This window comes from Streptomyces sp. NPDC058464 (assembly GCF_042721035.1).
GTDB lineage: Bacteria > Actinomycetota > Actinomycetes > Streptomycetales > Streptomycetaceae > Streptomyces.
Window position 1 is genome coordinate 1 of the sequence record NZ_JBHXMA010000032.1, and the last position, 17224, is coordinate 17224.

The 17224-nt window shown below is 75.3% G+C and carries 12 protein-coding genes; 2 read left to right on the plus strand and 10 right to left on the minus strand.

Going from position 1 to position 17224, the window contains the following annotated elements; translation table 11 throughout:
* Positions 1-143 precede the first annotated feature (143 nt).
* The 10 genes from ACFWPQ_RS35025 to ACFWPQ_RS35070 all read right to left on the minus strand — a co-directional run bounded on the left by ACFWPQ_RS35025 (position 144) and on the right by ACFWPQ_RS35070 (position 13433).
* On the minus strand, positions 144-608 hold the full coding sequence (locus tag ACFWPQ_RS35025) for a DUF5709 domain-containing protein (RefSeq protein WP_384043867.1): 465 nt from the start codon (positions 606-608) through the stop codon (positions 144-146).
* Positions 605-2101, minus strand: coding sequence for an ATP-binding cassette domain-containing protein (locus ACFWPQ_RS35030; protein WP_384043870.1), 1497 nt, complete (start codon positions 2099-2101; stop codon positions 605-607). Before ACFWPQ_RS35030 ends, ACFWPQ_RS35025 begins: the two co-directional genes overlap by 4 nt.
* Positions 2098-3819, minus strand: coding sequence for an ATP-binding cassette domain-containing protein (locus ACFWPQ_RS35035; RefSeq protein WP_384043873.1), 1722 nt, complete (start codon positions 3817-3819; stop codon positions 2098-2100). The genes ACFWPQ_RS35030 and ACFWPQ_RS35035 overlap by 4 nt, the downstream gene beginning before the upstream one ends.
* A complete protein-coding gene (locus ACFWPQ_RS35040) occupies positions 3816-5141 on the minus strand; it encodes a cytochrome d ubiquinol oxidase subunit II (RefSeq protein ID WP_384043876.1) in 1326 nt (441 codons plus the stop codon). The genes ACFWPQ_RS35035 and ACFWPQ_RS35040 overlap by 4 nt, the downstream gene beginning before the upstream one ends.
* Positions 5134-6495 (minus strand): cytochrome ubiquinol oxidase subunit I, encoded by a 1362-nt coding sequence (locus ACFWPQ_RS35045; RefSeq protein WP_384043879.1) that lies wholly within the window; start codon positions 6493-6495, stop codon positions 5134-5136. Before ACFWPQ_RS35045 ends, ACFWPQ_RS35040 begins: the two co-directional genes overlap by 8 nt.
* 21 nt (positions 6496-6516) lie before the next feature.
* A complete protein-coding gene (locus ACFWPQ_RS35050) occupies positions 6517-7440 on the minus strand; it encodes a VOC family protein (RefSeq protein ID WP_384043882.1) in 924 nt (307 codons plus the stop codon).
* 109 nt (positions 7441-7549) lie between these two features.
* Complete coding sequence (locus ACFWPQ_RS35055; protein ID WP_384043885.1) at positions 7550-8506, minus strand: helix-turn-helix domain-containing protein; 957 nt, start codon at positions 8504-8506, stop codon at positions 7550-7552.
* A complete protein-coding gene (locus ACFWPQ_RS35060; RefSeq protein ID WP_384043888.1) occupies positions 8500-9528 on the minus strand; it encodes a helix-turn-helix domain-containing protein in 1029 nt (342 codons plus the stop codon). The genes ACFWPQ_RS35055 and ACFWPQ_RS35060 overlap by 7 nt, the downstream gene beginning before the upstream one ends.
* Positions 9529-9601: 73 nt before the next feature.
* A complete protein-coding gene (locus ACFWPQ_RS35065) occupies positions 9602-10573 on the minus strand; it encodes an alpha/beta hydrolase (protein WP_384043891.1) in 972 nt (323 codons plus the stop codon).
* 31 nt (positions 10574-10604) lie between these two features.
* Complete coding sequence (locus ACFWPQ_RS35070; RefSeq protein ID WP_384043894.1) at positions 10605-13433, minus strand: AAA family ATPase; 2829 nt, start codon at positions 13431-13433, stop codon at positions 10605-10607.
* Between the two features lie 219 nt (positions 13434-13652).
* Between ACFWPQ_RS35070 and ACFWPQ_RS35075 the strand changes: the two genes are divergently transcribed.
* Together ACFWPQ_RS35075 and ACFWPQ_RS35080 are read left to right on the plus strand one after the other, a co-directional pair.
* Positions 13653-16427, plus strand: a complete 2775-nt coding sequence (locus ACFWPQ_RS35075) for an AAA family ATPase (protein WP_384043897.1) — start codon at positions 13653-13655, stop codon at positions 16425-16427.
* Positions 16428-16747: 320 nt separating this feature from the next.
* Positions 16748-17152, plus strand: coding sequence for an alpha/beta fold hydrolase (locus tag ACFWPQ_RS35080; protein ID WP_384043899.1), 405 nt, complete (start codon positions 16748-16750; stop codon positions 17150-17152).
* The last annotated feature ends 72 nt before the right edge of the window (positions 17153-17224 follow it).

Sequence of the window (17224 nt, forward strand, 5' to 3'; positions counted from 1 at the left end):
CCCCAGGGCGGCCACCGTCCACACCCAGCGGGGCGAACTGGACCGGCCCGGGCAGCACAAGAACGTGCGGCGCCGTTCGCCACTCGTGTAACACGCGTGGGCGGGGGGACGGACGCCGTCCCCGCGCCCACGTGCATGTCGCCTCAGAATTCCTCGGAGTCGGGGATCACGTGCATCGCGGCCTCCTCCGCCGACGCCCCGGCGCCGTCCAGGCCCCGGTCGGAGGCGAACAGGTCGGAGTCGGTGACCTCGTGCGCGCCCTCGTCCGGTGCGAGGAGCCGTCCGGCGCGGTCGTCGCCGACCTCGTCGTCGAGGAGCTCGCCGTCCGTGTCCCAGGCGTCGCCGAGGTCGTCGCCCTCCGGGACGCCGATGTCCGGCACCTCCTCGGCGAGGCGCTCGTCCAGGGTCTCCCCGCGCTGCCCCTCGGCCGCCGTCACCCCGGTGTGCTCCACGGCCCAGGGCCGCTCCGGCGGCGAGTAGCCCTCGTCCAGGGCCTCCTCGCCGGCCCGGTAGTCCAGGGTGTCCGAGGCGTCCAGCAGACCGGCGTCGTCCTGCACCTCCGAACCGTCCGGCTGGTAGACCTCGTCACCCATCGCCTCGTCGGTCATACGCGCTCCATCGTCACTCGGGCCGTCAGTTCGATCCGGCCGTCAACCGGAAAGGGTAGGAGGTCGTGGTCGCGGTCGGGCAGTGCGATCACGAAAGCGGTGGCGGGAAGGGCCGAGCGGACGGCGCCCAGGACGCGGCGGGCGGTGGCCCGGTCGAGTCCCGCGGTCGGCTCGTCCAGCAGCAGGACCGGCGGGTCGCGCAGCACGGCCCGCGCGAGGGCGAGCCGGCGGCGCTGGCCCTGGGAGAGCCTGCCGCCGTTCGGGCCCACCGGGAAGTCCGGCGGGATGTCGTCCAGGGCGACCAGGGCCAGCACCTCGGCGAGCCGTTCCGGTTCCGCGTCCGGGTCGGCCAGCCGCAGGTTCTCGGCGACGGTCGCGTCGGCGAGCCAGTCCTCGGCCTCGACGAGGGCCAGCTCCCGCGGGGTCGCGCGGCCCGCCAGGCGGCCCAGCAGCGTGCTCTTTCCACTGCCGTTGGGGCCGGTCACCAGGGTGGTGGTGCCCGGCTCGGCCTCGAAGGCCACCGCCGGTCCGTCGGCCGGCGGACCGGGCACGGCGTCGAGCGGGGCCAGCCGCCGCGCCGCGGCACGCGCCCGGCCGTACGCCGGCAGGATCCTCGGCAGCTGCTCGACCAGTTCGTAACCGGCGGCGACCAGCAGGACCTCACCGATCGCGGCGGACACGGACTGCGCCGTCGCCGCGAGGTCCAGGGCGAGGGCCAGGACGAGACACTGGCCGAGCGCACCCAGCAGGCGCAGCGCCGACTGCCCCGTGCGCAGGGCTCGTCGGGTCTCCTCGTCGGCACGCTGGGCCCGCTCCAGTGCCGCCGCGATCCGGGCCGTGGCCGGTGTCACGGCGTCCAGGCAGATCAGTTCGGGCAACGCGTCCCGGGCGCCGAGGAGTTCGGTCCGTACGACCGCCTGCTCGCGCGCCGACCGCCGTACCGCGTCCTGCGCGCGCCGGTGGGTCGCCACGGCGGTCGCGGCGGCGAGCAGGAACACCAGCAGCTCCGCCGCGCCCAGCCGGGCGTCGGCGTGCCACAGCAGCCCGGTCACGACCGCCGCCGTCACCGCGGTGCTCGCGAGGGGGGCCAGGACGTCGGCGGGGAGCGCGCCGACGGTCGTGACGTCGTCGGTGAGCCGGCTCAGCAGGGCCCCGTCCCGCAGCGCGCGCAGCCGCCGCGCCGGGAGGGCCGCGGCGCCGCGCACCAGCCGGGCCCGGAGCGCCACCGTGGCGTCGAGCAGGACCCGGTGGCTGACCAGGCGCTCCGCGTAGCGCAGCCCGGTGCGGGACAGGGCGAGGGCGCGGACGGCACCGGACGGGTACAGCCACGACCACGTGGTGTCGGCCCGCACCGTGACCAGGGCGCACGCCGTGAGGAACCAGCCGGACACGCCGAGCAGGGTCGCGGCGGACAGTTCGGCCGCTGCGGCGAGGAGCAGGCCGTACAGCAGGTCGCGTCGCCGGACCGCCGTTCTCAGCAGGCGCAGGGTCATACGAACCGTCCCTGGTCCAGGGTGAGTACGCGGTCCCCGAGGGGGAGCAGGGCCGGGCTGTGGGTGGCCAGCAGGACGGTCCGGTGCCGGGCCAGGCGGCTCAGTGCGTCCGCGACGGCCGCTTCGGCGCCGGGGTCGAGATGGGCCGTCGGTTCGTCCAGGCAGAGCAGCGGCGCGTCCCGCAACAGGGCGCGTACGAAGACCAGTTGCTGCGCCTGGCCGGAGGAGAGCCCGAAGCCGCGTTCGCCGACGGGTGTGTCGAGTCCGTCGGGGAGTGTGGCCAGCAGGCCGCTGAATCCCAATTCCTCGAAGGCGGCGCTGAGTTCGGAGTCATCGGTGTCCGGCCGGGCGAGCCGGAGGTTCTCGCGCACGCTTCCCGGGAGCAGGAAGCCCGGCTGGCCGACCCAGGCCACGTGCGCGGGCGTCGCCCGCTCGCGCCCGTGCAGGGCGCTGCCCCGGTCGGGTGCCAGCAGGCCCGCCGCCACGGACAGCAGCGTGGACTTGCCGGCACCGCTGGAGCCGGTCACCACCACGAACTCCCCTGCCCGGACGTCGAGTTCGACCCGGTCCAGCGCGGGCCGCGCCCGTCCGGCATGGATTACGGACACCTCGCGCAGACGGACGGGCAGGGGCGCGGCACCCCGGGCGGCCGGGCGGAGGCGGCGCTCGGGGACGGCACCGCGCATCGCCCCGGCGAGCAGGTCGGCGGCGGCCGCCGCCTGGGCGCGGGCGTGGTAGCCGCGGGCCAGTTCGCGGGCGGGCGCGAAGTAGGCGGGGGTGAGGGTGAGGACGAACAGGGCGGTGGCCAGGCTCATGTGGTCGGGTACGCCGGGCAGCCGCAGGTAGTCCAGGAGCACCAGGCCGCAGTAGGTGGCGACGACCGCGAGGGTGCCGGTGATGAGCAGTTCCACCCAGGCGGTGGAGAGGAACGCCACGCGCAGCACGAGGGTGGTGCGGCGGGCGAGTTCCTCGTCGTCCCGGCGCAGGGCCCGCGCCGCCTCCTCCTGCGCGCCGAGTCCGACCAGGGTGGGCAGCCCGCGCAGCTGGTCCAGGAGCCGGGCGTGCAGGGTGCGGACGGCACCGAGCTGGGCCTGTACGGCCGCCTTCGTGCCCATCCCGATGACCTTGAGGTTGGCCGGGAGCAGCGGGGTGGCCAGCACCAGCAGGAGGGCCACGAACCAGCTGCGCAGGGCGATGGCGGCGAGGACGGCACCGCTGCCGATCAGCATGGCGCGGCGGGCCGGGACGTAGTCGGTGAGCCAGTCGTCGAGGCGGGCCACCTCGGCGTCGAGGGCCTCGGCGTAGGCGACGTCCGCCAGTCCGCCGCGCGGTGCCCGTCCCGGCAGGGCCGCGCGCAGGACCCGGGCGCGCAGCGCGGACCGGACCCGGGCGGCGCCCGTCGCCGCCGCCCGGTCGGCCGCCGCCAGCAGCGCGGCGCGCAGCGCCAGGCCGCCGGCCACGACCCCGGCGGCCGGTGCGACGGCCGCCGGGGCGGTGTGCAACTGCTGGGCGGCGAGCCCCCGTTGGGCCGCCCAGCCGAGGCCCGCCGCCCAGATCACGGTGCCGAGCTGGGCTAGGCCGCGCAGGGTGCCCGCCCGGCGCAGCTCCGGTTCACCGATCCGCGCCCAGGCGTGCAGTCGGCGCGTGGACGCCCGCTCGGCCGCGCCCTGGCCGTCCTCGTCGGCGAGCGCCGCCACCAGGGCCGCGGTGTCGCTCACGGGCGTTCGCCGCCGGGCAGGGCGCCCGGCAGATCACCGGGAAGGCCGCCGGGCAGGTCGCCGGGCAGGTCGTACTCCCCGAGCCGCCCGGCCCGGCGGTCCCCGAGGACCCAGGCGACGAGCGCGGTACCGGACAGCAGGGCGACACCGAGCGGGTCGACCCACGTCGAGTCGCCGCCGAAGACGTCCTGGGAGACGGCCGCCAGCAGGATGCCGAGCAGCGTCAGCAGCGTCCGGCGGACGATGACGACGACCCGGGACTCCGGCCGGGGTGTGAAGGGCGCGGCCGTCCCGTCGGCCGACCGGTCGTCCGGTGCCGTCGTCTCGGTCGGCGCCTGCCGCGCGGGCTCCCGGAACTTTCCCCGGAAGACCCACCAGGCATAGATGTTGTAGGCCAGCACGAACGGCATGCACAGCCCGACCCCGACCACCAGGAACACCTGCGAGCCGTGCGGGCTGGACGCCTCGTGCAGGGTCAGGGACGGCGGTACGACGACCGGTGCCGTCGCCGCCACCAGCGCCAGCAGCCCGGCCGCCTCGGCGCCCAGCACCGCCGCGAACGGCCGCAGGTCCGGCCGCCGCCCGAAGCCGTACCAGGCGACCGCGCCGCAGACCGCGGCGGCGGCCACGGCGAGCCAGAAGAGCGTGGCGCGCAGGGGCTGTTCGAAGCGGAAGTGCTGCGGGTCGGCGACCTCCAGGCCGAAGCCGAGGACCAGGGCGGCCACGGCGGTCGCGCCGAGCAGCGGACGGCCGAGCCGCCCCGCCCACGCGTGGGCCGTGCCCTCCGTCTTGTCCTGGAGCCAGGCGGCGCCCGCCAGCAGGTACACGCAGACCAGGCCGAGCGCGCACAGCACGCTGTAGGGGGTGAGCCAGGCGAGGGCGTCGCCGGTGAAGTGGCCGTCCCGCTGCGGGAGTCCGGACAGGACCGCGCCGATCACCAGGCCCTGGCAGAGGGTCACGGCGAGGGAGGCCCCGCCGAAGAGGAGTCCCCAGCCGCGCCGGTAGGTGCCGGACGCGCTCTGGAACTCCAGGCCCATGCCGCGCAGGATCACCGCGAACAGCATGGCGATCAGCGGCGGGTACACCCCCGGCAGGACGGTCGCGTACGCCCCGGGCAGCCCGGCCCACAGGGCCACGCCGGCCAGGATGATCCAGCTCTCGTTGGCGTCCCAGGCGGTGGCGACGAGCTCGTTGTACTCGCGGCGGCGCCGCTCGTCGCGGTCGAGGAGGCTCAGCATGCCGACGCCGAGGTCGTAGCCGTCCAGGACGACGTAGGCCCCGAGCGAGAGCAGGACCAGGGCGTACGTCAGGTACTCAGGCAACGGAGGCCTCCGGAGCGGGAGTTCGAAGGTCCGTGACCGGTTCCGGACCGGCCTTGACGGTGCGGACGATGTAGCGGATCCAGAGGGTGAGCAGGGTCGCGTAGAGGAGGACGAACCCGGTGAGGCTGAGGGCCGCCTCGGTGAGGGTCAGGTGGGAGACGGCGTCGGCGGTGCGCAGCCTGCCGTAGACCACCCAGGGCTGTCGGCCGGTCTCGGCGGTGATCCAGCCGCCGGTGATGGCGATGATCCCGGCGGGGGTCATCCACACCAGCCAGCGCAGGAGGCGCGGCGAGGTGAACAGGCGGCCGCGCAGGCGCAGCACGAGCCCGGCGAAGGCGGTGGCGAACATGGCGAGGGCGGTGAAGTACATGGCCCGGAAGCCGTAGAAGGCGCTCCACATGTTGGGGCGTTCGTCGGGCGGGGTCCGGAGCAACCCCGGAACCTTGGCCTGGCCGGTCAGGTCGTGCCCGATGACGGCGCCGAGGCGGGGTATCTCGATACGGAAGTCATTCTTCCCCTTGTCCGTGTCGGGGATGACGACGAGGTTGTAGCCGTTGTTGTCGGTCTTCCAGTTGCCCTCGAACGCCTGGAGCTTTGCGGGCTGGTGGCCGCCCATGAAGACGGCGGTGGCGTCACCGACGTACAGCTGGACGGGCATCAGGATCGCGAGGACGCCCAGGGCCACGGAGAGGGTGCGGCGGGCGAACGGCAGGGCGGACGCCTGGCGTTTGACCAGGTACCAGGCGCTGATCCCGGCGACGAACCAGGACGCGGAGATCAGGACGGCGATCAGCATGTGCGGGAAGCGATAGCTGAAGGCCGGGTTGAGGAGCACCTGCCACCAGTCGGTGACGTGGAACTGCCCGTCGACCTCCGTATAGCCCGCCGGGTCCTGCATCCAGCTGTTGGCGGAGAGGATCCAGGTGGTGGAGAGCAGGGTGCCGGCGGCCACCATCCAGGAGGCCAGCGCCATGGTGCGGGGCTTCACCCGGCCGTCGCCGTACAGCATGATCCCGATGAAACCGGCCTCCAGGAAGAAGGCGGTGATCACCTCCATGCCGATGGTGACGCCGATGACCGGGCCGACCGCGTGGGCGTAGATGCCCCAGTTGAGGCCGAACTCGAAGGTCATCACGGTGCCGGCGACCACGCCGAGACCGAAGCCGACGGCGAAGATCTTCTTCCAGAAGCGGAAGATCTGCAGGTAGAGCGGGTTGCCGGTGCGGACGTACACGGTGTACGCGACCGCGAGGAGGAGGGACAGGCCGACGGTGAGCGCCGGGAAGGTCATGTGGAAGATCGCCGTGATCGCGAACTGCCAGCGCGACAGCTCCACGACGGAGGACGAGGCCATGAGGGGTCTCCAGGATTTCGGTCAGCGGGTGCTGCCGCCCTGGTGCAGTTCGGCGACGTAACCGCCGGGGAACTGCACCATCGCGGTGTCACGGCCCTTGCCGTCGTACGGGCCCCACAGGACCCGCGCGCCCGCCGCCTCGGCCTTGTGCAGGGTGGCCGTGAGGTCCTCGACCGCGTAGCCGGTGGTCTCCCGTCCGAACGGGTAGGGCAGGTGGCCGTCGGTGACGCTGACGACCGTGTTGCCGAACGGGGAGGTCAGGGCGATCCGGCGGTAGGTCTTCCCGGGCAGGCCGAGGTCGCCGCCGTCCGCCGTACGGTCGTCGGAGACGATCCGGCCGCCGGTGAACCGCAGGTAGGAGCGGAGGAAGGCGGACGCCGAGTCCGGGGTGAGGTAGACGCGGTTGTCGGGCACGGTCGCCAGGGGCGCGTACGACGGAGCCTTGGTGTGCCAGTACAGCTGGGCGTCGATCCCGCCCGGGAACTGGACGACCGCGTCCTTCCCGATCGGGTCGTCGAACGGCGCCACGACGACGTCCGCGCCGCTCTGCCGGGCCAGCCGGACACCCCGGTCGAAGTCGCTCATGAGCCAGCCGGTGCGTTCGCTGCCGAACGGACAGGGCACGGGCGTCCTGAAGTCGAAGACGGACAGCGTGCCGACGGGCGAGAGCACCAGTTCCGACGCGGTCTCGCTGGGGGTCGGCGTGACGTCCGTGACGACCTTCGCGGTGTGGGTGCCGCCGAAGGTCGCCACCCAGCTGTCCGCGAAGGCGTCCTCCTGGCCGGGGGTGACGTACACGTGGGTGGTGTCGTCCTGGGGGCCGACCGCGGTGGTCGAGGTCCGGGCGCCGGTGCCGCTGCGGGCCGAGGACGGGGCACCGGCGCCCACCACGCTCAGCGCCACCAGCAGCGCCGGGAGAGTCCATGCCATCGCCTTGCGCTTCATGCGCGTCCCTTTCTGCCGAAACCCGGTGCTCCGGACGGTAGGCGGGGAGGACGGGCGCGATCGTTCCGAGAGCGCCCGGGGTGCGGTCCCTCAGGGAACAGCCGCGGTGTCAGTCCGCCCGGACCGCGCCCGCAGCCCGCCGCCACTGCGCCGGCGACATCCCGTACGTCTCGCGGAACGCCCGGCTGAAGTGGGAGGGGCTAGCGAAGCCCCAGCGGGCGGCCACCGCGGCGATCGACCGGTGGGCGGCGCCGGGCAGGGCCAGCTCCGCGTGGGCCGCCTCGAGGCGGCGCGCCCGGACCCAGGCGCCGACGGTGGTGCCCTGGCGCTGGAAGAGCCGGTGCAGATAGCGCAGCGAGATGGCGTGCTGGTCGGCGATGTCCTGCGGGGCGAGTCCGGGGTCGCCGAGCCGGGCCCGGACGGATGCCGTGATCCGCTCCCACAGGGCCGACTCGGGCGGCCCGCCGATCCGCTCCAGAGCCACGGTCGCGAGGATGTCCACGACGGTCCGGGCCAGCTGTTCACGCCGGGCCGCGGTGACCCGGGGGACCTCGTCGACGAGTCCGTCGAGCAGCGGCAGCAGCAGGGCCGCCGCGCCCCCTTCGGCCTCCTCCACCGCCGTGGCCGTGAGGGCGTGCAGCTGCCGTTCCTCCAGGCGCAGCAGGGCGCGGGGCACCATGAGGATCCGGGCCCGCTGCCGCTCGGGGAGCACGATCCGGAACGGGCGCCGCGCATCGTGGAAGGCCAGGCCGCCGGGGTGGAGTTCGGCGGTGCGGCCGTCCTGGAGCAGCAGGGCGGAGCCGGTCAGTTGGCGGCGGACCAGGATGTGGGTGCGGGGATCGGCGGCGGCCGTGCGGGCGCCGCGCAGGATCGCGCCGGGGCCGAAGTCCTCGGTGGCGATCTGGAGGGCGCCGAGCCGCCGGGCGGCCAGTTCACCGGTCCACGGGCGGTCCCGGTCCACGGTGACCTCGACGTCCACGAAGGTCCGGGACAGGACGCGCTGCCAGGCGTCGAGGCGGTCGCCGGGGGCCAGGTCCCGGGTGGCGCAGGACACCGCGGTCAGCACGGCGGACCGTCCGTCCGCGCCCGGTCCAGCCAGTCCGTCGGGGACAGCCCGAAGGAGCTGCGGAAGGCCTTGCCGAACCCGGCCGCGCTGGTGAACCCCCAGCGCCGGGCGACCTGGCCGAGACTGACCGAGCCCGCCGGGCGGGCGGCGAGTTCCCGGCGGCACTCGCGCAGCCGCAGGTCGCGGATCCACTGGCAGACGGTGGTGCCCTCGGCCTGGAACAGCCGGTGCAGATAGCGCACCGAGATGCCGTGCACCCGGGCGATGGCGGTCGGGGTCAGCGCGGGGTCCGACAGGTGCCAGCGGATGTACGTCCTGATGCGCAGCAGCAGCACGCCGTCGGCCCCGGGCAGGTCGGCGGGTTCCGCCCCGAGCTGGTCCGCGGCGGTGGCCGCCACCAGGTCGACGACGCTCTCGGCCAGCCGCTCGGCCGCCGGTGCGGTGTACGACGCGGAGGTGTCCGCGAGCCGTTCCAGCAGCGGCCCGAGCAGCGCGGGGAGCCCGTCGTCCGGGTGGACCGCGCGGCCGGTGAGCTGCCGTACGTCGGCCTCCGACAGCTCGAGCAGCGAGCGGGGTACCGCGAAGATCTTCAGCCGGAAGCGGTCCGGGAAGGTGGTGCGGAAGGGGCGGAGGGTCTCGAAGAACCCGATGTCGCCGGTCCGCAGCTCGGTGCTGCGGCCGTCCTGTTCGACCCGGGCGCGGCCGGTGCTCTGGACGGTCACGAAGATCTCCCGGCCGTCGCCGCGGGCGATGAACCTGGGCGCCCGGTGGACCCGGCCGGGGTCGGCCTCCACCGTGGTGATCCGCAGGTCCCCGAGGCGGTCGGTGCGCAGGGTGGCGTCGTAGGTACCGCCCTCGGCGGCGATGTCCATCCCCACCAGGGTGTCGAACACGGCGTCGTGCCAGTACTCCAGGCTCTCCTCCGGCGGAACCGAGCGCGTGGTCAGGACCCTGTTCCGCTCGCTGGCCGTGCCGGTCGGAGGCCGGCGTCTCTCCTCGTGGGAGCCGATCGCGGTTGCCATGCCGCCAGCCTCACCGGGCGACCGGTACCGGCGCATCAGTCGGCCGACTGGTCATCGGCCGGTGCCGGGCCCGTCACCGCAGACGGGCCCGCAGAAAGGCGCAACCGGTCAGCAGCGCCGCCCGGGTGGGCGCGCTGTCGGCGAGTGCGTGCAGCGCCACGAAGTCGTGGATGGTCCCGAGGAACCGCACGGACAGCGTGTCGACGCCGGCCTCGGACAGCCGCCGCGCGTACTGCTCGCCCTCGTCACGGGCCACGTCGGCCTCCGCGGTGACGACCAGGGCCGGCGGCAGCCCCGCCAGCTCCTCCGGACGGGCCCGCAGCGGAGCCGCGGTGGGCTCGTGCCGGTGCGCCGGGTTGGCGACGTACCGCTGCCAGTAGTCGCGCAGGGCACGGCGGGTGAGCAGGTGGCCGGTGGCGAACCGGTGCTGCGAGGGGCTGTCGCAGCGGTCGTCGGTGAGCGGGTAGTAGAGCAGTTGCGCGCTGATCCGCGGCCCGTGCCGGGTCTTCGCCAGCATGGTCACGGCGGCCGCCAGCGTGGCACCGGCGCAGTCGCCGGCCACCGCCAGCCGGCCGGGGTCCAGCGCGAGCGCGTCGGCCTGGGTGACCGACCAGGCCAGCAGGGCGTAGCACTCCTCCAGCGCCACCGGGTAGCGGGCCTCGGGGGCGCGGCTGTACTCGGGGACGAGGGCGCACGCCCCGGCGCCGGTGACGAGTTCGCTGATGAGCCGGGCGTGGGTCTGGGCGTCGCCGAGCGCCCACCGGCCGCCGTGCAGGTACAGCAGGGCCGGGAGCGGGCCCCGCGCCCCGGCCGGGCGTACGGTCCAGAAGCCGAGCAGTCGCGCGGGGCCGACGGGCGCCACGTGGAAGACCGCGTCCACGTCGAAGTCCTCGAACCGGTCGGCCTGGCTCTCCCGCAGCGCCTGCCGCGCCGCGTCCGGGCCGAGGTCGTCGAGGGCGGGCGGCACGGCGGCGGCGGTGACCAGGCGCTGCACCGCGGGGTCGAGGACGACGGCGGTACCCGGCCCCGGTGCTCCGGGCGTCATGGGCGTTCCGCCGGCCGGCCCCCGGGTGTCCTCACCGGTCCGCCACCAGGTCGCGGAGCTGATGGCGGCTGCTGATGCCGAGCTTGGGGTACACGTTGTACAGGTGCGAGCCGACGGTACGCGGCGACAGGAAGAGCCGCTCGCCGATCTCCCGGTTCGACAGGCCGCGCGCGGCGAGCTGGACGATCTGCTGCTGCTGCGCGGTCAGTTGCTCCAGCAGACCCGCGTCCGCCGCGTCCGCCGGGGCGGGGGCCGCACCGCTGGCGCGCAGTTCGCTGCCTGCGGCGGCCGCGAGGGTGCCGGCGCCGAGGCGTTCGGCGGTCTCCAGGACCGTGGTCAGCTGCTGGCGCGCCTCCAGGGTACGGCGGCAACGGCGCAGCCAGATCGCGTAGTTGAGGCGGACGTGGGCGCACTCCCAGGGCCAGCGGTTCGCCCCGTGGTTGACGAGCGCGAGCTGGAAGTGCTCCTCGGCCTCGCAGTCCCGGCCGACCAGGGCGGTGGCGTGGTGCAGGAGCAGCGTCATCCGGGTGCTCGGGCGGTCCCCCTGCTCGGCCCGGACCCGTTCCAGGATCGGCAGCGCCTCGGCCGACCGTCCGGTGCGCTGGGCGGCGACGGCGAGTTCGGCGACGGCCCGCGCGGACAGGAAGGGGTGCAGGGGCGAGCCGTCGGCGGTGAACAGGCCGCGCAGCTGCCGCCAGGCGTCCTCCATGTCGCCGCGCGTGACGGAGGCGAGTCCGCGGGCGCGCAGCAGCCGGGCATGGGTGGCCCGGTTCTCGTCCAGGCAGACGGCCCGCCACACGGAGGGGGTGAACCAGGGCTCCGGTGGCAGGGCGCCGCGCAGCGCCCGTACGGTCAGCGCCTGTGTCTCCAGGTCGGCCCGCAGGCGCGGCAGCCGCAGCACCGCGGCCTCCGTCAGGGCGTCCTCGACGACGCTGCCGGCCTCCGCGAACCGCCCGGTGGCCAGCAGGGTGTCCACCAGCGGGAGCACCGACCAGCCGCGCAGCCCGAAGGCGCGGGCGCCGCGCAGCCGTTCGTCGGCGGTCCGCGACTGCCCCAGGTCCACGTCCGCCTCGTCGGCCTGGTGGGCGACCGCGGCGAGGACCGCGTGGGCTGCGGGGGCGGGCACGGTGCCGTGCGCGGTGGCGGGCGTGACGGGGGGCGTGATGGGGGATGCGTCGGGCGGGGCGGCATGGTGCGAGCGGCCGAGGGCGGGTGGGGCGCCGGTGGCGGAGCGTGGCCGGGCGACCGCGGTGACCAGTGCGGCCATGGCCTGCCGGGTGTGCGGGGTGTCCAGGCGCGCCAGCGGTCCGGCCGTGGCGGGCCGCCACCGTCCGGACGCCTCGGCCTGCCGGGCCCGGTCGAGCAGCGCGGGCAGGGCCGCCGTGTGCTCCGGCAGCCCGGACTGGGCGGCGATGCCCGCCGCCAGGCCGGCCAGGGCGAACGCGAGGGACCGGTCGACGGCGGGAAAGTGCTCCGAGGCGTCGGCCAGCAGCTCGAAGGCCTCGCGCTGGGCCGACTCGTGGGAGAGCGCGGAGGCCAGCGCACCGGCCGCGGCGCAGCCGAACTCCGGCTCGGCCCCTTCCCGGACGAGCCGTTCGTACAGTTCGCGGACCCAGCCGGGGTCGCCCGTCGCGTGGGCCGCGGTGAGGGCCTCGGCCAGTCGGCGGGCGCGTTCCGGCGGCCGTGGGCTGAGCCGCGCCGCCTGTTCCAGGGCGCGTGCGGCCTCCACCGCGTCCCCGCGCCGCCAGGCGGAGACCTCCAGGGCGGCGGCGACGAACGCGTTGGCGCCCACGGTGGCGGCGGCCAGGTGCCGGGCCCTGACGTCGGGCTGCACGGCGACCCTGGCGAGTTCCCGGTGGGCCTGCTGGCGCTCACCGGCCGGGCGCCCGAGGTAGGCGGCCGAGCGGGCCAGCGGATGCCCGAAGTCGAACCGGTCCTCGGCCAGCGCGATCAGTCCGGCCGACTCCGCCGGCGCCCACACCGACAGGTCGCCGGTGCCGAGGGCGGCCATGACCGCGGCGACGGTCCCGCCGGGCCCCGCGGCCGCCGCGTACAGCAGGGCCCGGCGGGTCTCGGCGGGAAGCGCGTCGACCCGTACGCCGAAGACGTGCGTGTGCCGCACCGGGGTGGCGGGGCCCGGCGCACTTCGGCCCAGTTCCACGAGGGCCAGCGGGTTGCCCTCGGCCTCGGCGAGGATCTCCAGCCGGTGCCGGCCGGTGGGCGCCGCCGGCTGCCGGTCGAGGAGGGCCGCGGCCGCGGGGCCGCTCAGCGGGCCCAGTCGCAGGGTCTCGGTGCCGGGCGGCGGACCGGGCAGGGCGGCCTCGTGGCGTGCGGCGAGCAGCACCGTGAGCGCACGGCCGGTCAGCTGCCGGACCGCGGCGAACAGCGCCTCCGGGAAGGCGCGGCCGCACAGGTCGGCGTCGTCCACGCACACCAGCACCGGACCGGCCCCGGCGAGCCGGTCCAGCAGCGCCGCCACCGCCGCGTGCAGCTCGGCCTCGTCCGCCGGGGCGTCGACCGGCGGTACGGCCGTCAGCGCCCGTTGCCGGCCGGCGGGCAGGGCGGCCAGCTCGTCCCGCACCTGCGGCGTCAGCAGCTGCTGCAGGCAGGCGTGCGCATGCCGCGGGTCCTCGGCCCAGCCCTGCGCGGCCAGCACCAGGACGCCCTCGGCGCCGGCCCGGTCCCGGACGTGCCGGAGCAGTGTCGTACGACCGGTGCCCTCCTCGCCGAGGAGCAGCAGGGTCTGGGGCGTGCCGGGCTCGCGCGTCGCGCACCGCAGGATCCGTTCGATCTCACCGTCCCGGCCCAGCACGGCGGGATCGTCGCCGGTCGTGGACTGCTGGGGTGGGTGGACCGTCATGCACGTACTCCCCGGATGGTGCGCGTTCTCCCTGGCCGGGGCCATCATCGCGGAGACCGGGGAGACGCGCTTCTGTCACATGACCAGTCACCTGCGCCCGCGGCCCGGTCGGTGCGCGCGAGCCCGCGGTTCCGGTCCTGCCGCCGGCCGCTGGCAGGATTGCCGTATCAGCGGCTCGACGCCATCGCCGTATCAGCGGCTCGACGACAAGGACGGTTCATGCACGCCGGCACCACCGACCACCCCTCCGATCCGGGCATCCTGGGCCGGGCCGCCGAGCTGGGCCGCCTCGACCGGCTGCTCGGGGCGGTGGACGGCAGCGGTCCGCAGGTGCTGGTGCTGACCGGGGAGCCGGGGGCGGGCAAGAGCACCCTCGTGGACCGGGCCGCCGAGCGGGGGCGGGAGCGGGGTCTCGGCATCCTGCGGATGCGGGGCAGCGAGGGCGAGGCGGGCCTCGGCCTGTCGGGCGTGCACCAGTTGCTGCATCCGCTGCTGCCCGGCGAGGGCCTGCCCGCGGCGCAACGGGAGGCGCTGGACCGCGCCTTCGGGCCGGAGGCGGCCGGGTACGAGCTGAAACTCGATCAGCTGTCGCTGTGCGTCGGCGTGCTGGGGCTCATCACCGAGGCCGCCGCCCGCCGGTCACAGCTCCTGCTGGTGGACGACGCCCAGTGGCTGGACCTGGGCTCGGTGGACGTACTGGCCTTCCTCGCCCGTCGGCTGGAGGGCAGGCCGGTGGTGCTGCTGCTCGCCGCTCGCGAGGACGGCGTACCGGCTCGCTTCGACCGGGCCTTCCCGCAGATCACGCTGGGCCCGCTGAGCCGTTCCGCGGCCGGGCAGCTGCTGGACGCGCAGCCGGATCCGCCGCGCGGCAAGGCACGGGCCGAGATCCTCCGGCAGGCGGCCGGCAATCCGCTGGCCCTGATCGAGCTGCCCCGTGCCCTGGCCCGGGGCCGGACCGGGGACATGGGGGCCGGCGGCGCCGGGGGTGCCACGCTGCCGCTCACCGCGCGTCTGGAGAACCTGTTCGCCGCCGACCTGCCCGGTCTGCCGGCGCCCACCCGGGCGGCTCTGCTCCTCGCGGCCGCGGCCGGCCCGGCCCGGCTGACGGACCTCATGCGGGCCGCCCCCGAGCTGGACGTCGTACAGGCGCTGGACCCCGCCGAGCGGGCCGGCCTGGTGCGGGTGGCGGACGGCGGGGTGCTGCTGCGTCACCCGCTGGTGCGCTCGGCCGTCTACCACGCGGCCTCCTTCCACGAGCGCCGGCAGGCCCATCTCGCTCTGGCCGCCGCGCTGGCCGACGAGCCGGACCGGCGGGCCTGGCATCTGGCGGCCGCGGCGACCGGCCAGGACGCGGAGGTCGCCGACGCCCTGGCGGAGAGCGCCGAACGGGCCCGGGGCCGGGGCGGCTACGCGGCGGCCGCGACCTCACTGGAACGCGCCGCCGAGCTGACCCCGGAGCCGGAGCTGCGTGCGCGGCGGCTGCTGACGGCCGCGCAGGCCGCGATGTTCGCGGGTCATCCGCAGTGGGTCGGGGAGCTGAGCGGCCGCGTCGGCGCGATGACCGAGGATCCCCGGCTGCGTGCCGAGGCCTCGCTGCTGGGCGGCTGGGCCCTCGGGGTGACGCTCCGTCACGAGGAGGCGCTGACCCTCCTGTTGGGCGTCGCCGAGGCCACCGCCGCCTCGGCTCCGGAGCTCGCCCTCGGCGCCCTGAGCACCGCGGCCACGTCCGTCTACAACTCCGGCGCCCCCCGCTACCGGGCCGAACTCGACCGGATCAGCGGTCTGATCGACGGGGACGGCGACCCCGCCGGCCGTGCCTGGGCCCGGGCGGTCGTCGATCCCGTTCACGAACGGCCGCTTCTGACACGGCATTTGTGGGAGGGGCTGGCCGCCCTGGCGCAGGAGGAGTCGCTCGGCAACCTCACGGCACTGGGCGGCGCGACCTGGATCCTGGACGAGACCGAGCAGGCCGTGCGCATCCTCGGGCTGACCATGGACCTCCTGCGGCGGGCCGGCAGCGCGGGCACGAACGCGACCGTGACCCAGGCACTCGCCCTGGCCCTGTTCGAGAACGGCTCGTGGACGGCGGCCGAGGAGGCGGCGCACGAGGCGTTCTGGATGGCGACGGAGGCGGGGGCGGACAACGTGACCGTGGGTGCCGGCATCCTGCGGGCCACCCTGCGCGCACTCCAGGGCGACCCCGCGACCGCCCGGACCGAGGCGCTGCACGCCGTACGGGGCGTGGACCTGCGGAGGTCGCTGAGTCTTCAGGTGCGCCACCGGCACGCCATGGGGATGGCCGCGTTCGTGGCCGGCGACCACGCGGACGCCTACGAGCACCTGCGTGCGACGTTCACCCGGGACTTCCGCCCGGCGCCCGTCCACTACCACGCCTCGCTCTACTACCTGGGCGACCTGGCGGCCGCGGCGGTCCGCGCCGGGCGGGCCGACGACGCGCGCACGGTGGCCGCCGCCGTGCGGCAGGACCTGAAGCCCGACCCTTCCCCGCGCCTGGCCGCCGTTCTGCACCGGGCCACCGCCCTGCTGACCGACGCCGACGAAGCCGAACGGCACTTCCGCGCCGCCCTCGACGACCCGGCCACCGACTGCTGGCCCTTCGAAAAGGCCCTTGCCCACCTCGACTTCGGCGAGTGGCTGCGCCGGCGCCGGCGCAGTGCCGAGGCCCGTCCGCACCTGAGCGCGGCCCTGGAGTGCTTCCAGCGCCTGGACGCCCGCCCCTGGACCGAGCGCACGAAGGCGGAGCTGCGGGCGGCCGGGGCGGCGACGGCCCCCGCTCCCGCCGGTGAACTCACGCCGCAGGAACGCCAGATCGCCGAGCTGGCCGCCCAGGGTCTGACCAACCGCGACATCGCGGCCCGCCTCTACCTCTCCCCCCGTACGGTCGGCTACCACCTGCACAAGGTCTTCCCCAAGCTCGGCATCACGGCCCGAGCCCAGCTCCGGGACACCCTCACGCAGGAGGACCAGGGCTGATCCGGCCCCGCGGCACGGCCGTGGCGGGCCGGTCGCACAGGGCGTGGTCGATGAGGGTGCCTGTCGGCGTTTGAGGACGGCCGGGTCCGGCGCGGCGGCGGCGGTGCTCACCACGCGTCGGCAACCGGCTGCCACCCGTCACCCGGTCCCTTGACCCGGCACCAGTCTGAGGATTCAATCAACTCTGACTTTTCCCCAACAATCACCCGGAACCACCGCCGCAGCCGCGTACCGCCGCCCGAGCCGAAGCATTCTGGAGGTTTTCGCCATGTCACCTGACGCGACCCCGCCCGCGTACACACCGCCTCCGCCGCGCATCCGTGCCGGACTGGACCGCGCGGCCGGCCGGCTGTCCGAGGTGGAGGCGCTCCTCGCCGAGCTGCCCGAGACGCGAGTGCGGCCCGGCCGGCGCCCCGGTCGTCGTCTTCCTGCACGGTGTACCCGACTCCTGGTGGCAGTGGCACTACGCGCTCGATGCCTTCGGCACCGAATACCGCTGCCTGGCCGTCGACCTGAAGGGCTACGGCCAGGGGAAGCGCCGTGCACCTCTTCGGCTCCGGTCACTTCTGGCCCTTCGAAGCGCCCGGGGAAATGACCGCCGTGCTCCGGGAATTCCTCGCACGGGATCCAGCCGGGATCGAGCCCGCGGCGGCGTCGAAGGCCGGCGCCCGCTGCTCACCGGAGCAGGCGCCGTCGCCTGGACGCGCCATGCCAGGATCCGATAAATAACCTTATAGACTGTTTATTCGTTCTTGCTGTGGCCACGGTGGACCGGTGGCGCAGGGACGCGCCAGGAG

Bases quoted from the DNA above. Each gene is read 5' to 3' on its own strand.
- ACFWPQ_RS35025 (WP_384043867.1), bottom strand. From the start codon at position 608: ATGACCGACGAGGCGATGGGTGACGAGGTCTACCAGCCGGACGGTTCG.
- ACFWPQ_RS35030 (WP_384043870.1), bottom strand. From the start codon at position 2,101: ATGACCCTGCGCCTGCTGAGAACGGCGGTCCGGCGACGCGACCTGCTG.
- ACFWPQ_RS35045 (WP_384043879.1), bottom strand. From the start codon at position 6,495: ATGGCCTCGTCCTCCGTCGTGGAGCTGTCGCGCTGGCAGTTCGCGATC.
- ACFWPQ_RS35050 (WP_384043882.1), bottom strand. From the start codon at position 7,440: ATGAAGCGCAAGGCGATGGCATGGACTCTCCCGGCGCTGCTGGTGGCG.
- ACFWPQ_RS35060 (WP_384043888.1), bottom strand. From the start codon at position 9,528: ATGGCAACCGCGATCGGCTCCCACGAGGAGAGACGCCGGCCTCCGACC.
- ACFWPQ_RS35065 (WP_384043891.1), bottom strand. From the start codon at position 10,573: ATGACGCCCGGAGCACCGGGGCCGGGTACCGCCGTCGTCCTCGACCCC.
- ACFWPQ_RS35070 (WP_384043894.1), bottom strand. From the start codon at position 13,433: ATGACGGTCCACCCACCCCAGCAGTCCACGACCGGCGACGATCCCGCC.
- ACFWPQ_RS35075 (WP_384043897.1), top strand. From the start codon at position 13,653: ATGCACGCCGGCACCACCGACCACCCCTCCGATCCGGGCATCCTGGGC.